The sequence below is a fragment of the Bacillus sp. WP8 genome (assembly GCF_000800825.1).
GTDB classification, from domain to species: Bacteria; Bacillota; Bacilli; order Bacillales; family Bacillaceae; genus Bacillus; species Bacillus safensis.
Window position 1 is genome coordinate 157056 of the sequence record NZ_CP010075.1, and the last position, 20147, is coordinate 177202.

General features: G+C 44.1%; 17 protein-coding genes, 2 tRNA genes and 3 rRNA genes. 17 read left to right on the forward strand and 5 right to left on the reverse strand.

The features are described from left to right. Positions 1-159 precede the first annotated feature (159 nt). From rplM to QR42_RS00910, 6 genes are all read left to right on the forward strand, one after another. Complete coding sequence (gene rplM, locus QR42_RS00890; RefSeq protein WP_003217042.1) at positions 160-597, forward strand: 50S ribosomal protein L13; 438 nt, start codon at positions 160-162, stop codon at positions 595-597. Between the two features lie 20 nt (positions 598-617). Continuing rightward, positions 618-1010, forward strand: a complete 393-nt coding sequence (gene rpsI / locus QR42_RS00895; RefSeq protein WP_039175996.1) for a 30S ribosomal protein S9 — start codon at positions 618-620, stop codon at positions 1008-1010. A 177-nt stretch (positions 1011-1187) separates the two neighbouring features. After that, the gene (locus tag QR42_RS00900; RefSeq protein ID WP_039175999.1) at positions 1188-1712 is read left to right on the forward strand and encodes a GNAT family N-acetyltransferase; all 525 of its coding nucleotides are present in this window, start codon (positions 1188-1190) and stop codon (positions 1710-1712) included. After that, positions 1712-1852: a hypothetical protein gene (locus QR42_RS19315; protein ID WP_158333012.1), complete on the forward strand. Its 141-nt coding sequence runs from the start codon at positions 1712-1714 to the stop codon at positions 1850-1852. The genes QR42_RS00900 and QR42_RS19315 overlap by 1 nt, the downstream gene beginning before the upstream one ends. A gap of 37 nt (positions 1853-1889) precedes the next feature. Then, positions 1890-2300 carry a GNAT family N-acetyltransferase gene (locus QR42_RS00905; protein ID WP_052196543.1) on the forward strand — a complete coding sequence of 137 codons (411 nt, stop codon included), beginning with the start codon at positions 1890-1892 and terminating at the stop codon, positions 2298-2300. 108 nt (positions 2301-2408) lie between these two features. Continuing rightward, the gene (locus tag QR42_RS00910) at positions 2409-3488 is read left to right on the forward strand and encodes a serine hydrolase (protein ID WP_235354782.1); all 1080 of its coding nucleotides are present in this window, start codon (positions 2409-2411) and stop codon (positions 3486-3488) included. Positions 3489-3524: 36 nt separating this feature from the next. Here the strand turns inward: QR42_RS00910 and QR42_RS00915 are convergent, their stop codons facing one another. Beyond that, positions 3525-4094, reverse strand: a complete 570-nt coding sequence (locus QR42_RS00915) for a DUF4825 domain-containing protein (RefSeq protein ID WP_039176003.1) — start codon at positions 4092-4094, stop codon at positions 3525-3527. Between the two features lie 152 nt (positions 4095-4246). On the opposite strand from QR42_RS00915, the gene QR42_RS00920 reads away from it, so the two are divergent. The 3 genes from QR42_RS00920 (at position 4247) to QR42_RS00930 (ending at position 6624) form a co-directional block, all read left to right on the forward strand. Further along, positions 4247-4690, forward strand: coding sequence for a YbaK family protein (locus QR42_RS00920; RefSeq protein WP_039176006.1), 444 nt, complete (start codon positions 4247-4249; stop codon positions 4688-4690). Positions 4691-4748: 58 nt separating this feature from the next. After that, entirely contained in the window at positions 4749-5462 is a 714-nt protein-coding gene (gene cwlD, locus QR42_RS00925; protein ID WP_034283867.1) for an N-acetylmuramoyl-L-alanine amidase CwlD, read from the forward strand. Between the two features lie 103 nt (positions 5463-5565). Beyond that, a complete protein-coding gene (locus tag QR42_RS00930; RefSeq protein ID WP_039176011.1) occupies positions 5566-6624 on the forward strand; it encodes an Mrp/NBP35 family ATP-binding protein in 1059 nt (352 codons plus the stop codon). 37 nt (positions 6625-6661) lie between these two features. On the opposite strand, the gene gerD is transcribed toward QR42_RS00930, so the two are convergent. Beyond that, the gene (gene gerD / locus QR42_RS00935) at positions 6662-7249 is read right to left on the reverse strand and encodes a spore germination lipoprotein GerD (protein WP_039176014.1); all 588 of its coding nucleotides are present in this window, start codon (positions 7247-7249) and stop codon (positions 6662-6664) included. 90 nt (positions 7250-7339) lie between these two features. On the opposite strand from gerD, the gene QR42_RS00940 reads away from it, so the two are divergent. Further along, positions 7340-7942: a KinB-signaling pathway activation protein gene (locus QR42_RS00940; RefSeq protein WP_039176017.1), complete on the forward strand. Its 603-nt coding sequence runs from the start codon at positions 7340-7342 to the stop codon at positions 7940-7942. Here the strand turns inward: QR42_RS00940 and pdaB are convergent. Continuing rightward, positions 7935-8699: a polysaccharide deacetylase family sporulation protein PdaB gene (gene pdaB / locus QR42_RS00945; protein ID WP_039176021.1), complete on the reverse strand. Its 765-nt coding sequence runs from the start codon at positions 8697-8699 to the stop codon at positions 7935-7937. The two genes, QR42_RS00940 and pdaB, sit on opposite strands and share 8 nt — an antisense overlap. 378 nt (positions 8700-9077) lie before the next feature. Here pdaB and QR42_RS00950 point away from each other — a divergent pair. The 7 genes from QR42_RS00950 to QR42_RS00980 all read left to right on the forward strand — a co-directional run bounded on the left by QR42_RS00950 (position 9078) and on the right by QR42_RS00980 (position 16920). Next, positions 9078-10626, forward strand: a 16S ribosomal RNA gene (locus tag QR42_RS00950). A gap of 182 nt (positions 10627-10808) precedes the next feature. Next, positions 10809-13739, forward strand: a 23S ribosomal RNA gene (locus tag QR42_RS00955). A 61-nt stretch (positions 13740-13800) separates the two neighbouring features. Next, positions 13801-13916 (forward strand): 5S ribosomal RNA (rrf, locus tag QR42_RS00960). The 16S, 23S and 5S rRNA genes sit together here with 2 tRNA genes alongside, the layout of an rRNA operon. Positions 13917-13958: 42 nt before the next feature. Next, positions 13959-14033, forward strand: a tRNA-Asn gene (locus QR42_RS00965). Between the two features lies 1 nt (position 14034). Then, a tRNA-Thr gene (locus QR42_RS00970) sits at positions 14035-14107 on the forward strand. Between the two features lie 346 nt (positions 14108-14453). Then, positions 14454-15893: a SulP family inorganic anion transporter gene (locus tag QR42_RS00975; RefSeq protein ID WP_039176024.1), complete on the forward strand. Its 1440-nt coding sequence runs from the start codon at positions 14454-14456 to the stop codon at positions 15891-15893. 61 nt (positions 15894-15954) lie between these two features. After that, a complete protein-coding gene (locus QR42_RS00980; RefSeq protein WP_039176026.1) occupies positions 15955-16920 on the forward strand; it encodes a bile acid:sodium symporter family protein in 966 nt (321 codons plus the stop codon). Between the two features lie 41 nt (positions 16921-16961). On the opposite strand, the gene QR42_RS00985 is transcribed toward QR42_RS00980, so the two are convergent. Both QR42_RS00985 and QR42_RS00990 read right to left on the reverse strand, forming a co-directional pair. Next, the gene (locus QR42_RS00985) at positions 16962-18170 is read right to left on the reverse strand and encodes an exo-beta-N-acetylmuramidase NamZ family protein (RefSeq protein ID WP_395942425.1); all 1209 of its coding nucleotides are present in this window, start codon (positions 18168-18170) and stop codon (positions 16962-16964) included. Positions 18171-18220: 50 nt separating this feature from the next. Continuing rightward, positions 18221-20140: a glycoside hydrolase family 3 protein gene (locus QR42_RS00990; protein WP_039176032.1), complete on the reverse strand. Its 1920-nt coding sequence runs from the start codon at positions 20138-20140 to the stop codon at positions 18221-18223. Between the last annotated feature and the right edge of the window lie 7 nt (positions 20141-20147).

A 20147-nucleotide genomic window follows, 5' to 3' on the forward strand; every position in this document is an offset into this window, starting at 1 on the left:
TGTAACATGTTCTTGACACAGGAAGCAGAAAGTTATAAGATATCATATGGTATGTATTTCAACCCCACAAATAAGCCCCGGAAGACTTATCTGTGTTTTGAAATAGAACGTAGCATTTGATTCAAGGAAAATTCATTGATTTATTTAGGAGGGAAACTCATGCGTACAACACCAATGGCGAACGCAAGCACAATTGAGCGCAAATGGCTAGTTGTTGATGCGGCAGGCAAGACTCTAGGTCGTCTTTCTACTGAAGTAGCATCACTTTTGCGCGGTAAGCACAAACCAACTTATACACCACACGTTGATACAGGTGATCATGTGATCATTATCAATGCTGAGAAAATCGAATTAACTGGTAAGAAATTGACGGACAAAATTTACTACCGTCACACTATGCACCCAGGTGGTTTGAAACAAAGAACTGCTCTTGAGATGCGTACAAACTACCCTGAAAAAATGTTGGAGCTTGCTATCAAAGGTATGCTTCCAAAGGGTCCACTAGGTCGTCAAATGTTCAAAAAATTAAATGTGTACCGTGGTTCTGAGCATCCACATCAAGCACAACAACCTGAAGTTTACGAACTTCGCGGTTAATTATAAGGGAGGTTAATAATTTGGCACAGGTTCAATATTACGGTACAGGTCGTCGTAAAAGTTCTGTAGCGCGCGTTCGCTTAGTTCCAGGTGAAGGCCGTATCGTCGTTAATAATCGTGAAATTACTGAATACATTCCATTCGCTGCTTTAATCGAAGACGTGAAACAGCCTTTGAACATCACAGAAACAGCTAACAGCTACGATGTTCTTGTAAATGTTCACGGTGGTGGATTCTCTGGTCAAGCTGGAGCAATTCGTCACGGTATCTCTCGTGCTCTTCTAGAAGTAGATCCTGAGTACCGTACATCACTTAAACGTGCTGGACTTCTTACTCGTGACCCACGTATGAAAGAGCGTAAGAAATACGGTCTTAAAGGCGCACGTCGCGCACCTCAGTTCTCAAAACGTTAATTAATTTTATATTGTATGGACGTTTTACAAAGGTTTGTTACAGACAAACCTTATAAAAAAAGCATCAGCATCCTGCTGGTGCTTTTTTATTTGTGTTTTTTTCTGTTTGGAAACATATAAAATAGGATCATAGCAAGGTTTCTGTTTAAAAAACGAAGTCTATGGAGAGGGTGTCATATGAATCTAACAACAGAAAGGTGTATCATTCGCTCATTTGCTGAAGATGATTGGCAGGATGTCTATGCATATACATCTGATCTGGCGGTAATGAAGTATATTCCGGAAGGTGTTTTTACAGAAGAAAATGCGCAGGAATTTGTTAAAAATAATCGTCTTAAAGCAGCCAAGAATTTTGCTGTCATATTAAAAGTAGATCAGATATGTATCGGGCATATCGTGTTCCACCCAACCTTTGGTGAGCACACATATGAGATTGGCTGGGTTTTCAATCCTGCCTATCAAAACAAGGGCTATGCATCAGAAGCGGCTTATGCCGTTCTGCATCATGGTTTTCACACAATGAATTTACATCGAATCATTGCCACTTGTCAGCCTGAAAATGTGCCATCTTGGAGAGTGATGGAGAAAATGGGGATGAGGAGAGAGGGGTATTTTAAAAAATGTATACCACAAGGATATGAGTGGTGGGATGAGTTTTACTATGCCCTCCTACAAGAGGAATGGTTCGAGAAGAGGGCTTGATGAGTTTTCATGATATGAAGTACTTTGATGAAAAAGCAGCTGAACAAATCTTATATGAGAATGATATTTTGGTAAGTGAAAACAGTCTTCCATCCATCATAGGAGGTGCTTTCATTGAATTTAAATCAATTGACATTTAGAGAAGCCGTGCAAGAAGACCTCGACAAAATCGTCCTCATGCTTTCAGATGATAAGTTAGGTCAAAAGAGAGAGCGTTACACTCGCCCATTATTAGAAAGCTATATTAAAGCCTTTCATTCAATCGATGCTGATCCAAATATTGAACTCATTGTTGCGTGTGACCAGGAAGAAGCAGTTGGTGTTCTTCAGTTAACCATGACGCCATTTCTTACACATCAAGGGGGATGGAGAGCATCCATCGAAGGAGTTCGTACGGCTTCGAGTCATAGAGGAAAAGGAGTCGGTTCGCTGCTTATCAAGTGGGCCATTCAACGCGCAAGCGACCGCGGCTGTCATATGATTCAGCTGACAACAGATAAACAGAGGCCAGAAGCACGCCATTTTTATGAGAAATTAGGGTTTGAAGCCACTCATGAAGGAATGAAGCTGCGTTTGCCCCATAAATAAGGATATCAAGATGCGGAGGATTCAAGAGCCTCTGCCTTTTTTGTGCCTTTATTTGAAATATTTGTTATATTTAATATATAAATCCTCTGTTATTTGGAAAGGAGAAGCATGTTACTCAAAGTCGGTCTAGTTGTCATAGGTGTGGTCATACTTTACGTGGTGGTTCAAGTCTTGTTGTATAAAAGAGATATGAAGAAAACGAAGGAAGATCTTTTGACATTTGTCGTAAAAAACAAAAAGGACGTTTCAGTGACAATCATTGAAAATGATGATGTGGTGTTAGAATGGAATGCTGATCAAAAAACACCGCTTGCAAGTACGGTGAAATTAGTTGTTTTATTTCATTTTGTTAAAGCTGTATCGAGCGGCTCCATTAAGCTAGAGGAAAAAGTGGCATTGTCTGATATAGAGCGATTTTATATTGATAGAACAGACGGTGGTGCGCACGCGTACTGGCTGGAGGTCAATGGTTTTTCTGAGCATGCGGCTTTATTAGATGTTGCCAAAGGGATGATGCAATTCAGTTCGAATGCTTGTACGGATTATTTGATTGACCGGCTGGGCTTAGAAAAGATCAATGATCAGATGAAACAAGCAGGTCTTACAGAACATGGTGAACTCATGCCGCTGACGCCGATGATTTTGTGGTCCGCTTATGTATCTAATCGTCGGCGGGATGCATTCAAGAAAATGAGCGGTGTATCCGAAGAACAATACAAATCTCTAATGAATGAGATTTTTAATATCATGAAAAATGACCCAGAGCATAAAAAGACGTTAGAAGAAAAAATGAAAAAAAAGAACTTATTAGGGTGGCGTATACAATCATTACTGACGCAAAAAATGACAAAGTCTACAACCAATGAATATACATATTTTATGAAACGTCTTCATGACGAGCTGTTAACAACAGAAGAAAAAAGTCTTTTTAGCCAAATCGTACTGGGAGAAACATTGAAAAAGGAAACAGATCAATATTTTTGGTATAAAGGCGGAGCAACATTGTTTGTTTTCACAGGTGCTTTATATCGAAGAACAGATACATCCTCTATCTCCATCTCTCTTTTTATCAATGATCCGAAAGCGAACAATTCTCATTGGATTGGGGAAGTATTCAACGAATTTATGCTTACTGCAGCAGTGGATCAATACTTTCGACAACGTTTGATTCAGGCTTTCACTACATAAACATCAAAAAACAGAGGGAAACTTCCCTCTGTTTTATTATTTCTGCATTGGAAACGCTTTGTATACATCTTGGCGTTTCTCTTTTGACTTCACAATTTCATCAACCAGTTCCTTTTGCCAAAGCGCTGTATCGTCTTTGTACTTTTTAAAAGGGTGAGGGAGCTTTTTTTCTAGTTGTTTTCTTTTAAACGTGACGGACGGCTCGTCTTTAGAGCTCATGTTCAGTGTCACTTGCTCTACGTTATCAACAAGAATAAAAAGTGCGATTGCGTTGTATAAATACGTTTTTTCAACCGTGTCCTTTTGATCAAACCAGAAGGCGTCAAACTGTTCTTCTGTATAGCCGTCATTTTCTTCTACCCCATATGTGACGTTTAATGCTTTTCCATCGATGATTTCAAATTCACGAATTACTCCTCCAGGTTGATTTGATAAGATTTCACGAATGGCTGAATTGTCACCGAGATACGTGTTTTTGTGTTTTGAAAGTTGTTTTAAGGATATGTCTTCTATTCCTTTTATATCGCTTTTTTTCTCTGTGGCTTGACTGCTGCATGCAGATAGGACGACTGTTAATAGCAGCAGGATATATATCCATTTCTTCATTGATTTTGCCCCTTTATCATTCTTTCTATATGTAAATGTCTATTTTATCACAATTTTCCATTCTGATCGTTCACTGACCGTCATTTCCATTTACTGAACTGCATGTTTTGTTCAAACCAACGAACAATACAAAGAAAAAAGGAGTTCAGTCCATGGCAGAAGTACTTTCATTTTATCAATTGAAAACAAAACGAGATGTCACGCTTGAAAAGAAGCTTTTGCGTACATTGTCTCTTCAACAAGTAACGGCTGCTTCCGAGAAATTCACGAAGAAGCTGTTTCCATTTGCAGATGATCCAGCCGGTATTATGAGTGATGGCTGCATCGATTTCGCTATTGAAGCTTTTTTAGCTGGCGGGAGATACGGTGAGTCTAGTAAATACGGCGAATCGTTCGACGATATCAAGAAGCGGTCCTCTCAGGAGGAAACTGAGCTGATTGAAGAGCTGGCAGGATGCTTGCAATCGTGGGGGAATATGTTCCGAATGGAGCGGAAGATGTCGTGTTTGTATCCATCTGCGAAAGAATTTTTAAGCATGTGGTGGCAGGAAGGCTTTCGTGAATCAGAAAAAAGACACAAGCTTCGGCTGCAGTAAGCATATTTCCAGCCCTTGTCCCATATCTATAAAATAATGGTGTATGGGAGGGACAGGGATGAAAAGAAAGCTGAAGTGGACAGGGTTTTTAATTGGGTTTATTGTCCTCTTATTCTTATTCAGGTTTCAATTTCTAAATGATGATTCGTGGAAGTCGTGGAATTTGCCTCTAAGCGGGAAGATCATTTATTTAGATCCGGGTCACGGCGGCCCAGATGGCGGGGCTGTAGGAGGAGAGCTGCTTGAGAAAGAGATTGCACTGGATGTATCCATGAAGATACGTGACTATTTGCAGGAGCAGGGAGCGCTTGTTCTCATGACCCGAGAGGATGATTCTGATTTATCATCAAAGAATACAAGGGGATATGCCCGGAAGAAAGCGGAGGATTTAAGGAACCGCGTAAAAGTCATCAATGAGTCTGAAGCGGATCTCTATTTAAGCATTCATTTAAATGCGATACCATCTAACAAATGGAGCGGGGCTCAGACTTTTTTTTACGGAAAGTATGAAGAAAATGAAAAGGCAGCGAAGTTCATTCAAGATGAATTGCGCAGAAACCTTGAAAACACAGATCGAAAGGCGAAGCGGATCAACGGCATTTATTTAATGCAAAATGTCACAAAGCCAGGAGCTCTTGTGGAAATTGGATTTCTCTCCAATCCAAAAGAGGCTGGCCAGCTGGCAACACCTAAATATCAGGATCAAATTGCCGCCTCTATTTATAAAGGGATTTTAAGATATTTAACAGAGCAAAAAGAGCCGCCTGAATAAGGGGCTTTTTCCTTTTGATCGCAGGCAAACAGGACAGACATTGTAAGGATATGTATGATATACTTGGATTGTAAACGAATTCAATAAAGGGTGAGGTTCTGCTATGATCGGACAAGATGATGTGAGAAAACTAGTTGGGAAGATGGACGAACCTTTCCTTCATATACCGCTTGGTGAGCTGGATGCCATCAAGGAAATCAGCCTAAAGCCTGAAAAAGAGCATGTGAGCCTGAAGGTGGCTATTGCAAAAACAGGCACTGCTGAGCAGATGAAGCTGCAGCAAGACATCGTACAAGCCTTGAAATCAGCAGGCGCTAACACAGTAGGACTTCGTTTTGAGGAACTGCCTCAGGAAACACTTGAAAAGTTTATGCCATCACAAGAAGAGGAAGAAACCCTGCTTAACTCTAAAAACCCGCCTGAGTTCTTAGCGATTGCGAGTGGAAAGGGTGGCGTTGGTAAATCGACTGTTTCTGTTAACCTTGCTGTAGCACTGGCTCGTCTAGGGAAAAAAGTCGGGCTGATTGATGCTGATATTTATGGCTTTAGTGTACCGGATATGATGGGGATCACTGTCAGACCAACAGTTAAAGGGGAAAAAATTATTCCTGTGGAGCGCTTTGGAGTCAAAGTGATTTCAATGGGCTTTTTTGTTGAAGAAAATGCACCGGTTATTTGGAGAGGGCCGATGCTTGGAAAAATGTTAAATAACTTCTTCCACGAAGTTGAGTGGGGAGAATTAGATTACTTACTATTAGACCTTCCGCCTGGAACGGGAGATGTGGCGCTTGATATTCATACAATGCTGCCTAGCTGTAAAGAAATCATTGTTACTACACCGCATCCTACGGCTGCCTTCGTTGCAGCAAGAGCAGGCGCAATGGCACTGCAAACAGATCATGAAGTGCTCGGTGTCGTTGAGAATATGAGCTATTATGAAAGCAAAAAAACAGGTGAGAAGGAATACGTCTTTGGAAAAGGCGGCGGGGACAAGCTGGCTGAAGAGCTGCGAGTATCAGTCCTTGGCCAAATTCCTTTAAGACAGCCTGATTGGAATGAGGATGATTTCGCGCCTTCTGTCTATGATGCAAGTCATCCAACAGGAGAAGTGTATCAACACATTGCGAATAAAGTCATTGAACAATTAGCAGTGAAAGCATAATGAAAGCCCGAGTGGATGAATGCCACTCGGGTGATGTTTAACTGTCGCTTCCTTCGCTGCCTTGCGATCCGGAATCACTGCTGCTTTCAGATGCTGCCTTTTTGAGCTCATCTTCGAATTTCTTCTTATAAAGAGGGCTGCTTAATGTTTCCGTAATGACTTTTTCTAAGTGCTTTCTAAACTCTTTGCTTTTTACCAGTTCACCGTATTTCTTTTCCATCTCAGGATCCTTGAGAATATCCATCATTAGCTGTTGATAGTCAGGATCCTTCATTAACTGTTTTAACATCCTTTCATGCTGTTGCTGCATGGATTTTGCGAAAGTCTCGGCAAATTTAGAATCCTCAAAGACCTTCTTCCAGAACTCTTTGCCTTTATCAGAAGTCAGCGTTTTCTCTATCGTTTTTTTCACAGTTTGTTCATCCATTACCAAAGCTTCATTCATTGCCTCGTCATTTAATAACTGTTGAATGGCCTTTTTACCGTCATCTGTCTTTAATATATCGACGACCATTTTTTTTGTTTCGTCATAGTCCATATTAGATGAGGATTGGGTTTTGGGAGCACAAGCTGTTAGAGATAAAAGAAGAAAACAGCTCACTATACGCAAGATGCCTTTTGACATACTGTGGCTCCTTTCGTTACATGTCTTACTTTTAATATGAATGTTTCACGTAAATTTATACATAACAAAAATAGGGGTTGGATCAATTCAATGAAAAGTCGGGATTTAGTTCGTTTTTTCTTCTCTGTGCTAGCTGTTGGAGCGGTCATTACAAGCGTGGTAGGCTTTGCGCTGGAGTGGGGAAAATATCAGAAGCTTTTTATATCGTTTGAAATTCTAGAGATCGCATCTGTGTTGTTTTGGTTCATTGGTGTAGGGATGATCTTTAGTGTCATTAGCCAGATGGGGTTTGTTGTCTTCTTGACGGTGCACCGGTTTGCGTTAGAGATTTTCCGGTCACATTCTTTATGGAATACCATTCAGCTGTTTCTTGTGATTTTTGTGCTGTTTGATTTAGCTTACTTGCGATTTTTGTTTTTCGGGGAGAATGAATCATTTCTTCCATACTTGTGGCTGCCTTTATTTATCGGTGTGTTTGCTTTGATCGTGGCTTACTTTAAACAGCAGCAGTCCTCTAAGAAAACATTTATTTCTGCAATGTTTCTCATGGTCGTCATCACGTCGTTAGAATGGTTCCCGGCGCTCAGAGTCAATGAAGAGGACTGGCTGTATTTAATGCTGTTCCCGCTATTAGGCTGTAATGCCTTTCAGCTGTTAGCGATGCCGCGGTTTTCAAAAGCGAAAACTACTTAACTTCCGATGACTTTGTTTTCGTGTTGGAGATCAGTTCGCCAACCGTCACATTTTTTAAATGCTTTTCTTTTATTTGTTTCAAAATAGCAGGTAAGGCTTGAGCGGTTTGGGTTGCTGAATCTGAGGCGTGAAGGAGAACAATGTCTCCGCTTTTCATTCGGTCATTTACATTCTGAACAATCTGGTCGACACCCGGATTCAGCCAATCCTGTGAATTAATGCTGTAATGAACAACGGTATAACCGTACTGTGTGGCAATTTTCAGTGCTGTTTCGTTAAACTGTCCAGTTGGCGGTCTTAATAGTTGAATGTCATCCAGTCCAAGCTTTTGAAATGTATTTTGTGCACGGACAAGATCTTGCTTGATTTCACTATCCTCAAGCTGGCTATAATTTTTATAAGCATAGCCGAGGCTTCCAATTTGATGGCCGTCCTCCTTAATTTGTTTCACGATATCAGGATGACGCTCAGCCCAAGAAGCAGACAGAAAGAAAGTGGCGTTCTTTATACCGTACTCTCGAAGAACATTTAAAATAGGAACAGCCTTCTCATCCCCCCAGCCAATATTAAAAGTGAGAGAGACATGCTTTGATGAAATCTCGCCTTTATAAATGGCTCGGGGTCCATGTTCAGTTTTAAATACCGACAGCGGCGGTGCCTTTTGTACATAAAAAAAGGTTGCAGCTGCAAGGGCTGCTACAAGAATAATGACAACTTGCTTCAGCCGTTTAATAGGCAACACATATAATCGACTCAATTCAAACACTCCTGCCTTGTCCAAGATTGTTACTTGATTGTATGCAGGACAAGGGTTTAAGATGCTTAATAAAACTATTTCAAAAAAAGTTTTGAAAAGGCGTTGACTGATAGAATGTTTTCGTGATATATTATTAATCGTCGCTGACACACAGTGACAAACACAAAACGCTTCGGGAAATAAACTTTAAAAAAGTTGTTGACATAAGATGAAGCGAAATGTTATATTATTAAAGCCGCTAAGAACGGCGAAGATGATCTTTGAAAACTAAACAAGACAAAACGTACCTGTTAATTCGAGTTTTTATAAAAAAATCCTATGATACTTCATAGGTAGTCAGTCAAACGCTGACGAAAAACAAAACTTCGGTTTTGTACTTTTTCGGAGAGTTTGATCCTGGCTCAGGACGAACGCTGGCGGCGTGCCTAATACATGCAAGTCGAGCGGACAGAAGGGAGCTTGCTCCCGGATGTTAGCGGCGGACGGGTGAGTAACACGTGGGTAACCTGCCTGTAAGACTGGGATAACTCCGGGAAACCGGAGCTAATACCGGATAGTTCCTTGAACCGCATGGTTCAAGGATGAAAGACGGTTTCGGCTGTCACTTACAGATGGACCCGCGGCGCATTAGCTAGTTGGTGGGGTAATGGCTCACCAAGGCGACGATGCGTAGCCGACCTGAGAGGGTGATCGGCCACACTGGGACTGAGACACGGCCCAGACTCCTACGGGAGGCAGCAGTAGGGAATCTTCCGCAATGGACGAAAGTCTGACGGAGCAACGCCGCGTGAGTGATGAAGGTTTTCGGATCGTAAAGCTCTGTTGTTAGGGAAGAACAAGTGCGAGAGTAACTGCTCGCACCTTGACGGTACCTAACCAGAAAGCCACGGCTAACTACGTGCCAGCAGCCGCGGTAATACGTAGGTGGCAAGCGTTGTCCGGAATTATTGGGCGTAAAGGGCTCGCAGGCGGTTTCTTAAGTCTGATGTGAAAGCCCCCGGCTCAACCGGGGAGGGTCATTGGAAACTGGGAAACTTGAGTGCAGAAGAGGAGAGTGGAATTCCACGTGTAGCGGTGAAATGCGTAGAGATGTGGAGGAACACCAGTGGCGAAGGCGACTCTCTGGTCTGTAACTGACGCTGAGGAGCGAAAGCGTGGGGAGCGAACAGGATTAGATACCCTGGTAGTCCACGCCGTAAACGATGAGTGCTAAGTGTTAGGGGGTTTCCGCCCCTTAGTGCTGCAGCTAACGCATTAAGCACTCCGCCTGGGGAGTACGGTCGCAAGACTGAAACTCAAAGGAATTGACGGGGGCCCGCACAAGCGGTGGAGCATGTGGTTTAATTCGAAGCAACGCGAAGAACCTTACCAGGTCTTGACATCCTCTGACAACCCTAGAGATAGGGCTTTCCCTTCGGGGACAGAGTGACAGGTGGTGCATGGTTGTCGTCAGCTCGTGTCGTGAGATGTTGGGTTAAGTCCCGCAACGAGCGCAACCCTTGATCTTAGTTGCCAGCATTTAGTTGGGCACTCTAAGGTGACTGCCGGTGACAAACCGGAGGAAGGTGGGGATGACGTCAAATCATCATGCCCCTTATGACCTGGGCTACACACGTGCTACAATGGACAGAACAAAGGGCTGCAAGACCGCAAGGTTTAGCCAATCCCATAAATCTGTTCTCAGTTCGGATCGCAGTCTGCAACTCGACTGCGTGAAGCTGGAATCGCTAGTAATCGCGGATCAGCATGCCGCGGTGAATACGTTCCCGGGCCTTGTACACACCGCCCGTCACACCACGAGAGTTTGCAACACCCGAAGTCGGTGAGGTAACCTTTATGGAGCCAGCCGCCGAAGGTGGGGCAGATGATTGGGGTGAAGTCGTAACAAGGTAGCCGTATCGGAAGGTGCGGCTGGATCACCTCCTTTCTAAGGATATATGGAGCAGCGTGCGTTTTCGTCTTGTTTAGTTTTGAAGGATCATTCCTTCAAAACATGTCTCTAGCGAGACAGGATTGTTCTTTGAAAACTAGATAACAATAAGTAATACATTCACATTGAATGCAATGCAAAGTTCATCACACATAGTGATTCTTTCTAAAGTAAGAAATGGTTAAGTTAGAAAGGGCGCACGGTGGATGCCTTGGCACTAGGAGCCGATGAAGGACGGGACGAACACCGATATGCTTCGGGGAGCTGTAAGCAAGCTTTGATCCGGAGATTTCCGAATGGGGAAACCCACTGCTCGTAATGGAGTAGTATCCATACTTGAATACATAGAGTATGAGAAGGCATACCCGGGGAACTGAAACATCTAAGTACCCGGAGGAAGAGAAAGCAAATGCGATTCCCTGAGTAGCGGCGAGCGAAACGGGAACAGCCCAAACCAAGAGGCTTGCCTCTTGGGGTTGTAGGACACTCTATACGGAGTTACAAAGGAACGATATAAGCGAAGAGGTCTGGAAAGGCCCGCCAAAGAAGGTAACAGCCCTGTAACTGAAATGTTGTTCTCTCCAGAGTGGATCCTGAGTACGGCGGAACACGTGAAATTCCGTCGGAATCCGGGAGGACCATCTCCCAAGGCTAAATACTCCCTAGTGACCGATAGTGAACCAGTACCGTGAGGGAAAGGTGAAAAGCACCCCGGAAGGGGAGTGAAATAGATCCTGAAACCGTGTGCCTACAAGTAGTCAGAGCCCGTTAACGGGTGATGGCGTGCCTTTTGTAGAATGAACCGGCGAGTTACGATCCCGTGCAAGGTTAAGCAGAAGATGCGGAGCCGCAGCGAAAGCGAGTCTGAATAGGGCGCATGAGTACGTGGTCGTAGACCCGAAACCAGGTGATCTACCCATGTCCAGGGTGAAGTTCAGGTAACACTGAATGGAGGCCCGAACCCACGCACGTTGAAAAGTGCGGGGATGAGGTGTGGGTAGGGGTGAAATGCCAATCGAACCTGGAGATAGCTGGTTCTCTCCGAAATAGCTTTAGGGCTAGCCTCAAGGTAAGAGTCTCGGAGGTAGAGCACTGATTGGACTAGGGGCCCCTACCGGGTTACCGAATTCAGTCAAACTCCGAATGCCGATGACTTATCCTTGGGAGTCAGACTGCGAGTGATAAGATCCGTAGTCGAAAGGGAAACAGCCCAGACCGCCAGCTAAGGTCCCAAAGTATACGTTAAGTGGAAAAGGATGTGGAGTTGCTTAGACAACCAGGATGTTGGCTTAGAAGCAGCCACCATTTAAAGAGTGCGTAATAGCTCACTGGTCGAGTGACTCTGCGCCGAAAATGTACCGGGGCTAAACGTATCACCGAAGCTGCGGACTGTTCTTACGAACAGTGGTAGGAGAGCGTTCTAAGGGCTGTGAAGCCAGACCGGAAGGACTGGTGGAGCGCTTAGAAGTGAGAATGCCGGTATGAGTAGCGAAAGACGGGTGAGAATCCCGTCCACCGAATGCCTAAGGTTTCCTGAGGAAGGCTCGTCCGCTCAGGGTTAGTCGGGACCTAAGCCGAGGCCGAAAGGCGTAGGCGATGGACAACAGGTTGATATTCCTGTACCACCTCCTCACCATTTGAGCAATGGGGGGACGCAGGAGGATAGGGTAAGCGCGGTATTGGATATCCGCGTCCAAGCAGTTAGGCTGGGAAATAGGCAAATCCGTTTCCCATAAAGGCTGAGCTGTGATGGCGAGCGAAATTTAGTAGCGAAGTTCCTGATTCCACACTGCCAAGAAAAGCCTCTAGCGAGGTGAGAGGTGCCCGTACCGCAAACCGACACAGGTAGGCGAGGAGAGAATCCTAAGGTGATCGAGAGAACTCTCGTTAAGGAACTCGGCAAAATGACCCCGTAACTTCGGGAGAAGGGGTGCTTCTTAGGGTGTTAAAGCCCCGAGAAGCCGCAGTGAATAGGCCCAGGCGACTGTTTAGCAAAAACACAGGTCTCTGCGAAGCCGTAAGGCGAAGTATAGGGGCTGACGCCTGCCCGGTGCTGGAAGGTTAAGAGGAGCGCTTAGCGTAAGCGAAGGTGCGAATTGAAGCCCCAGTAAACGGCGGCCGTAACTATAACGGTCCTAAGGTAGCGAAATTCCTTGTCGGGTAAGTTCCGACCCGCACGAAAGGCGCAACGATCTGGGCACTGTCTCAACGAGAGACTCGGTGAAATTATAGTACCTGTGAAGATGCAGGTTACCCGCGACAGGACGGAAAGACCCCGTGGAGCTTTACTGCAGCCTGATATTGAATGTTGGTACAGCTTGTACAGGATAGGTAGGAGCCTTGGAAACCGGAGCGCTAGCTTCGGTGGAGGCATCGGTGGGATACTACCCTGGCTGTATTGACCTTCTAACCCGCTGCCCTTATCGGGCAGGGAGACAGTGTCAGGTGGGCAGTTTGACTGGGGCGGTCGCCTCCTAAAATGTAACGGAGGCGCCCAAAGGTTCCCTCAGAATGGTTGGAAATCATTCGCAGAGTGTAAAGGCACAAGGGAGCTTGACTGCGAGACCTACAAGTCGAGCAGGGACGAAAGTCGGGCTTAGTGATCCGGTGGTTCCGCATGGAAGGGCCATCGCTCAACGGATAAAAGCTACCCCGGGGATAACAGGCTTATCTCCCCCAAGAGTCCACATCGACGGGGAGGTTTGGCACCTCGATGTCGGCTCATCGCATCCTGGGGCTGTAGTCGGTCCCAAGGGTTGGGCTGTTCGCCCATTAAAGCGGTACGCGAGCTGGGTTCAGAACGTCGTGAGACAGTTCGGTCCCTATCCGTCGCGGGCGCAGGAAATTTGAGAGGAGCTGTCCTTAGTACGAGAGGACCGGGATGGACGCACCGCTGGTGTACCAGTTGTTCTGCCAAGGGCATCGCTGGGTAGCTATGTGCGGACGGGATAAGTGCTGAAAGCATCTAAGCATGAAGCCCCCCTCAAGATGAGATTTCCCATTCCGCAAGGAAGTAAGATCCCTGAAAGATGATCAGGTTGATAGGTCTGAGGTGGAAGCGTGGTGACACGTGGAGCTGACAGATACTAATAGATCGAGGACTTAACCTATATTCTATTGTGAAGCATGAACATTGTTATCTAGTTTTGAGAGAACATTCTCTCCATCAGGTTTGGTGGCGATAGCGAAGAGGTCACACCCGTTCCCATACCGAACACGGAAGTTAAGCTCTTCAGCGCCGATGGTAGTTGGGGGTTTCCCCCTGTGAGAGTAGGACGCCGCCAAGCTTTTTATTTATATCCTTCCAATGGAAGAAGTTACTTTATCATTCCGCAGTAGCTCAGTGGTAGAGCTATCGGCTGTTAACCGATCGGTCGTAGGTTCGAGTCCTACCTGCGGAGCCATGCTTCCATAGCTCAGTAGGTAGAGCACTTCCATGGTAAGGAAGAGGTCAGCGGTTCGAGCCCGCTTGGAAGCTTTCCTCTATATGTTGATATGACAAGGTTTCTCGATGATGAGAAGGCTTTTTTTGTTTGTTTACATATATACTGAATTGCTCAATGATCAGTAGACTGATGACATTAGGAAAGCGAATAAAACGGCTTGCACAGTATTGTTGCATCGCCTTTTCCTTCTTTTTGTTCTTGATTCTTTATTCTCTTTCTTTTATTCTTACTAAAGTGATATCCTCTATATCAAAAGACTCTGTACGTTCCTCTTTTCCCCCGAAAGTGAAGTATCGTTTGTTTTCCCTTTCTTTATCTCCAGGTATAGTTGATCTTCTTTTTCCATGTACGGTATGTATATAAAAAGGAGTAGATGGTTTGAAAGATTTATTTGTAAAGCAAGAATGGTTTGGACATGTACGTCAGGACGTGCTTGCGGGTATATTAGTAGCACTGGCTTTAATTCCTGAGGCAATTGCGTTTTCGATTATTGCGGGCGTTGATCCGAAGGTCGGCTTGTATGCATCATTTTGTATCGCGATTGTGATTTCGTTTGTTGGTGGACGCCCAGGCATGATTTCGGCTGCAACAGGGGCTATGGCTCTCGTCATGGTTAACTTGGTCGCTGATCATGGGTTGCAATATTTGTTTGCAGCTACGATTTTGACGGGTTTGATTCAAATTGTGTTTGGATTGTGCCGAGTGTCTCGTTTGATGAAATTTATTCCGAGGTCCGTCATGGTTGGTTTTGTCAATGCGTTGGCTATTATGATTTTCATGGCTCAGCTTCCACATTTCGTTGGGGAATCAATGGCCATGTATATGATGACAGGTGGCGCCTTGCTGATCATTTATTTATTGCCTATGGTGATAAAGGTGATACCTTCCCCACTCATAGCCATTATTGTAATGACGATAATTGCTGTATTTGGACATATTGATGTTAGAACCGTTGGAGATATGGGAGAGCTTCCTAGTTCTTTGCCTGTTTTTCTGATACCTCAAGTTCCGTTTAACTGGGAAACACTTGCTATCATTTTTCCTTATTCTTTAGCACTTGCGATGGTTGGTTTACTTGAGTCTCTTTTAACCGCACAGATTGTCGATGATATGACAGAGACGTCTAGTAATAAGAACAAGGAAGCGAGAGGTCAAGGGATTGCCAATGTGGTTGCGGGATTCTTTGGTGGTATGGCTGGCTGTGCGATGATTGGCCAATCTGTGATTAATACGAAGGCAGGAGGACGAGGCCGGCTTTCTACCTTTGTAGCGGGTGCTTTTTTAATGGTGTTGATTTTTGTACTAGGTGATGTCGTGGTTCAAATTCCGATGGCTGCTCTAGTGGCTGTGATGTTCATGGTTTCCATTGGCACATTTGATTGGAGTTCCTTTCAGCAGCTAAAAAAGAATCCGAAAACAGATTCTATTGTGATGGTTGTCACGGTCATGACGGTGGTGTTGACTCATGATTTATCAAAAGGTGTTTTTGCAGGTGTACTGCTTAGTGCGATATTCTTTGTCGCAAAGATATCGAAGCTCCATATTACGTCTAAAGAAAGCCAGGCAGGTACTTGGGTATATCGAGTTAAAGGGCAAATTTTCTTTGCTTCTGTCACTGACTTGATCCAAGCTTTCCATCAGGGGAAAGAACTCCAATCTGTTGTAATTGATTTGTCTGAAGCACGTATATGGGATGAATCAGGCGTAGCAGCGATAGAACGTATAAAGGAAAGGTATCAAGCAAATGGCGTCCAGGTGGACGTAGTTGGAATGGATACATCAAGTCAAAAGCTTGTGAAACAAGTGAATGGTTCTTAAAAAGGCCTTTCTGTCTGTTACAATAGAAAAGGTAAGAAAGTGAAGGATGGAGGTGGCCGGCATGCTTTTGCGTTTGAATCAAGTGCTCGGCCGGATGATGCCGCTCATTACACCTTTTAGTGTGTTACTCGGTGTTTTATTGGCGGCTTACTTAAAGGATTATACGTTTTTAGTGCCATGGGTATTTGCTGTGATGACCTTTGCAGGGAGTTTGTCTTCTACTTTTTCGGCTTTAAAGCATACGGTGATGCACCCATTGCCTTTGATTTTATCGTTTATGATTTTGCATGTGTTGATGCCTCTTTATGCTTGGTCAGCGGGACATCTCATATTTGCGGGAGATGCCATGACGATCACTGGTTTGACACTTGCAATGGTGATTCCCACAGGAGTCTCTAGTTTAATATGGGCGGCAATGTATAAAGGGAATGTTGGATTAACGTTATCCATTATTTTAATTGATACAATGCTTTCGCCATTAATTGTGCCAGCTAGTTTGTCACTTTTGGCCGGTACACAAGTTCATATGGACATGGTGGCGATCATGAAAGGGCTGTTTGGGATGGTGGTGCTTCCATCTATTTTAGGTATGCTTGTTCGTCACTATGCAAAGCCTGATGTGACGAAAAAGATCAGTCAGACACTGTCACCTTTTTCAAAAATAGGCTTGTTTGTAGTGGTGTCGATCAACAGTTCTGTTGTTGCGCCTTACTTACGTGAACTGGATGCCGCATTTTTTAGCAAAGCAGCAACGGTGTTTCTCATTGCGATGAGCGGATATGTGTTTGCATGGTTGATTGGGAAGGCGATGAAATGTACTCAAGGAGAGATTGTGGCCATCGTGTATACGGGCGGTATGAGAAACATTAGTGCGGGGGCTGTGCTTGCCATTAGCTTTTTCCCGCCTGCTGTCGCTGTTCCGGTGGTGATTGGCATGCTGTTTCAGCAAGTGCTTGCTGCCTTGTTTGGCTTCTTACTCAATCGTTTTGAGCTGAAAGCACCTGCTGTGACCAAATCTTTCTCATGAAAAACCCTTCATCTATCAAAGGATGGAGGGTTTTTTGTGATTTAATAGATGAGATATTTTTTTCGCTTCTTTTCGAATGTTTTGAGGTCATGATGATAACGTTTCATAATGTGTTTGACGGAAGTTCCTTTTTTGATTTCTTCTTTCATCCAGCCATTCCCGACGAGTTTGTCAAAGCTGCCTGTTTGAAGGAACTGAAAGTCGTTAGGATATAAATCATGTATTGCTTTAATGATGGATAACCCCGTTTTCACCGCTTCAAAAGATGAGCGGTCTGTGACGTATAACTGCACACCGTGAGATAGTGTACCGGCATGTTTAGAAAATGTGGGGGTGAATGACACAGGTCTAAATTGAACGCCTTTTAGTTTTAGCTGATTTAAATGATCTGCCAGCTCGCTGCTATTGATATATGGTGCACCAATGAGCTCGAATGGTTTTGTCGTTCCTCTGCCTTCAGAGACATTTGTGCCTTCAATTAATCCTGTGGCAGGATATACAAAGGTACTATCCACTGTTGGCATGTTAGGGGAAGGAAGGACGAACGGCAGCTTCGTGTCATCAAATGTCATGGACCGCTTCCAATTTTTCATTTTGATGACTGTTACATCAGCATTGATATGAAACTCTTTGTTAAACAGTTTTGCAAGCTCACCAGTAGTCATTCCATGTCTTAGCGGTATTGGATAGAGCCCTACAAATGAGGCGTGTTCAGGCTCTAAAACAGGTCCTTCTACTTTTAGTCCGCCAATGGGATTTGGGCGGTCTAGTACAACAAAGGGAATGTTGTTTTCTTTAGCGGCTTCCATCGCATAGGCCATTGTGTAAATATAGGTGTAATAACGAGTACCAACGTCTTGAATATCAAACAGCAGGACATCTACATTTTTTAGCATTTCAGGAGTTGGTTTTCTTGTTTTTCCATAAAGAGAGTAAACAGGAAGACCTGTTTTTTCATCGGTATAGGATTCGACACCTTCTCCTGCTTGTGCATCGCCGCGCACGCCGTGTTCAGGCCCATATAAAGCAGTGAGCTTGATATTTGGATGTTCAAATAGGAGGTCGACACTGCTTTTCATATTTGCATCAATGCCAGTCGGGTTGGTAATGAGACCAACCCTTTTCCCTTTTAGCCATGAAAGATTGCTTGAGAGTAGTGTTTCGATCCCTGTTTTGACTGCTGCTTTTTTTCCTTTTGTGTCTGATCGTTCTTGATCTGCGGGAGAGGCGGCGGTCAATGTGCTTATCATGAGAATGCTTGCGAGTATGAAACTTGCTGTTTTCTTCAAGAGAATCCCTCCTATTTGATCTGTTTCCCTTTCAAATTGAGTCCATAGCCGAATGGGTAAAGGGTTTGATTTGGATGAGTGACAGATGGGATATCAACTGGCAGTTTCCCTTTAGGTGATGCAGCTCCAAATATCACTTCTAGTCCAGCAGGAATATTTGGCTGATTGAATTGTCCGTTTGAGTAGCCTTTAAAACCGTACACAGCTAATAAGGCATCGGCTTCTTCAAAATTTGCCGCATCATAAGGGTTCCTAAGACTCATGATGACCATTTTTTTGTTTTGTGCTGCTACTTCTTTCATGACAGCACGAGGGAAGGCAGTTGCCCATTTTTTTGGGTCCTGGACATTGTCATCAATTACGCCATCATTCACAGCTGGATCATTTTGGACAACGTAAGAGCCAGTGATGACATAGTCAGCTTCTTGAATTAGTTTGGCCGAGTCTTTGGTGAACGTTTTATCCGCAAAAGCATATGACTGGATGCGTACAGGCTTGATCTTTTTTTGTTTTATGAGAGATTCGACTGTGACAGACATTGCTTTTGTCTGATCTTCGTAAGGTGCCATGACCACGATTTTGTCATTCTTTTTAGGCTTGAAAGGTAAGGTTTTTTTGTTGTTTTTAAGCAGGGTGATTCCTTCACGTGCCATTTTTTGTTCTGCTTGACGGTGCGATTTTTTCCCGACGACTTGAGTGGCTTTTTTGATTTTTTTCTCAAGACTGATTGGTTTTTTGGAGGAAATAATGCCGCGTTTGATTTTCAATTGAAGAATTTTTTCGACGGATTCGTTAATCTGCGACATCGGAATTTCTTTCTTTAAAATCGCTTGTTTGACCGCATTAAATACATTCTCCAGGTTTTTCTCTGTTTTTAATGAGGTAACTGGTGCTGGCATGAGAGCGATGTCGACGCCTGCTTTAATGGCCATCACTACGGCTTCTTCCTGTCCAAAATTATCTGCAATCGCTTTCATGTTTAAGGCGTCTGTCACAACAACACCTTGAAAGCCCATCTCTTCTTTTAATAAGTGTGTGATGACTTTTTTTGATAAGGTTGCTGGAACCATGATGTCCTCGCCATCTTTCTTGCTTCGATACGTTGTGTCATCAATGGCAGGAAATTGCACATGAGCGGTCATGACCATATCTGCACCAGCATTGATCGCTTGTTGGAACGGATACAGCTCAACCTTTTTTAAACGATCTAGGTCATGCTCTACGAGCGGCAAGCCATAGTGACTGTCGACCGCTGTATCACCATGTCCCGGGAAATGTTTTAGTGTGGAAATGGTCTTTTCCTTTTGAAGTCCTTTCATGGTTTGAAGGCCAAGTCTAGAGACAAGAGCAGGATCAGAGCTAAAGGAACGGACACCAATGACGGGGTTGTTTGGGTTGTTATTCACATCAAGCACAGGAGAGAAGTTTGTATTAATCCCCAAGGCGTTTAATTCTTTTCCGATGATTTTTCCTGTGTCATATGCATTTTTTTTGCTTCTAGAGGCACCAATCGACATATTTCCTGGGAAATGTGTTCCCTTTTGTAACCTTGTGACGATTCCGCCTTCTTGATCAATAGAAATGAGTAAAGGAATGTTTGGTGATGCTTTTTGAAATTCGTGGGTGAGTTTCACGGTTTGTTCCGTATCAACGACATTCTCCGCAAATAAGATGACACCACCTAGATGATATTTTTCTACAAGGTGAGATACTTCGTTATTCATCTTTGTGAAGCCTGTAGGTGCGGATTCATCTTTTGTTTGCCAATTGCGAAAGTCCGGCATGAGCATTTGACCTATCTTTTCATCCAGTGACATGTGTTGAACCATTTGTTTAGCGGTTGGCAGAGAGGCAGAGCTAACCTTTTCCGTTGGAATGGAAGAGGTTAGCAGGGCTAAAACTAGTGCAGCGGGAAAGAGAGCTTTCAACATCGAATTC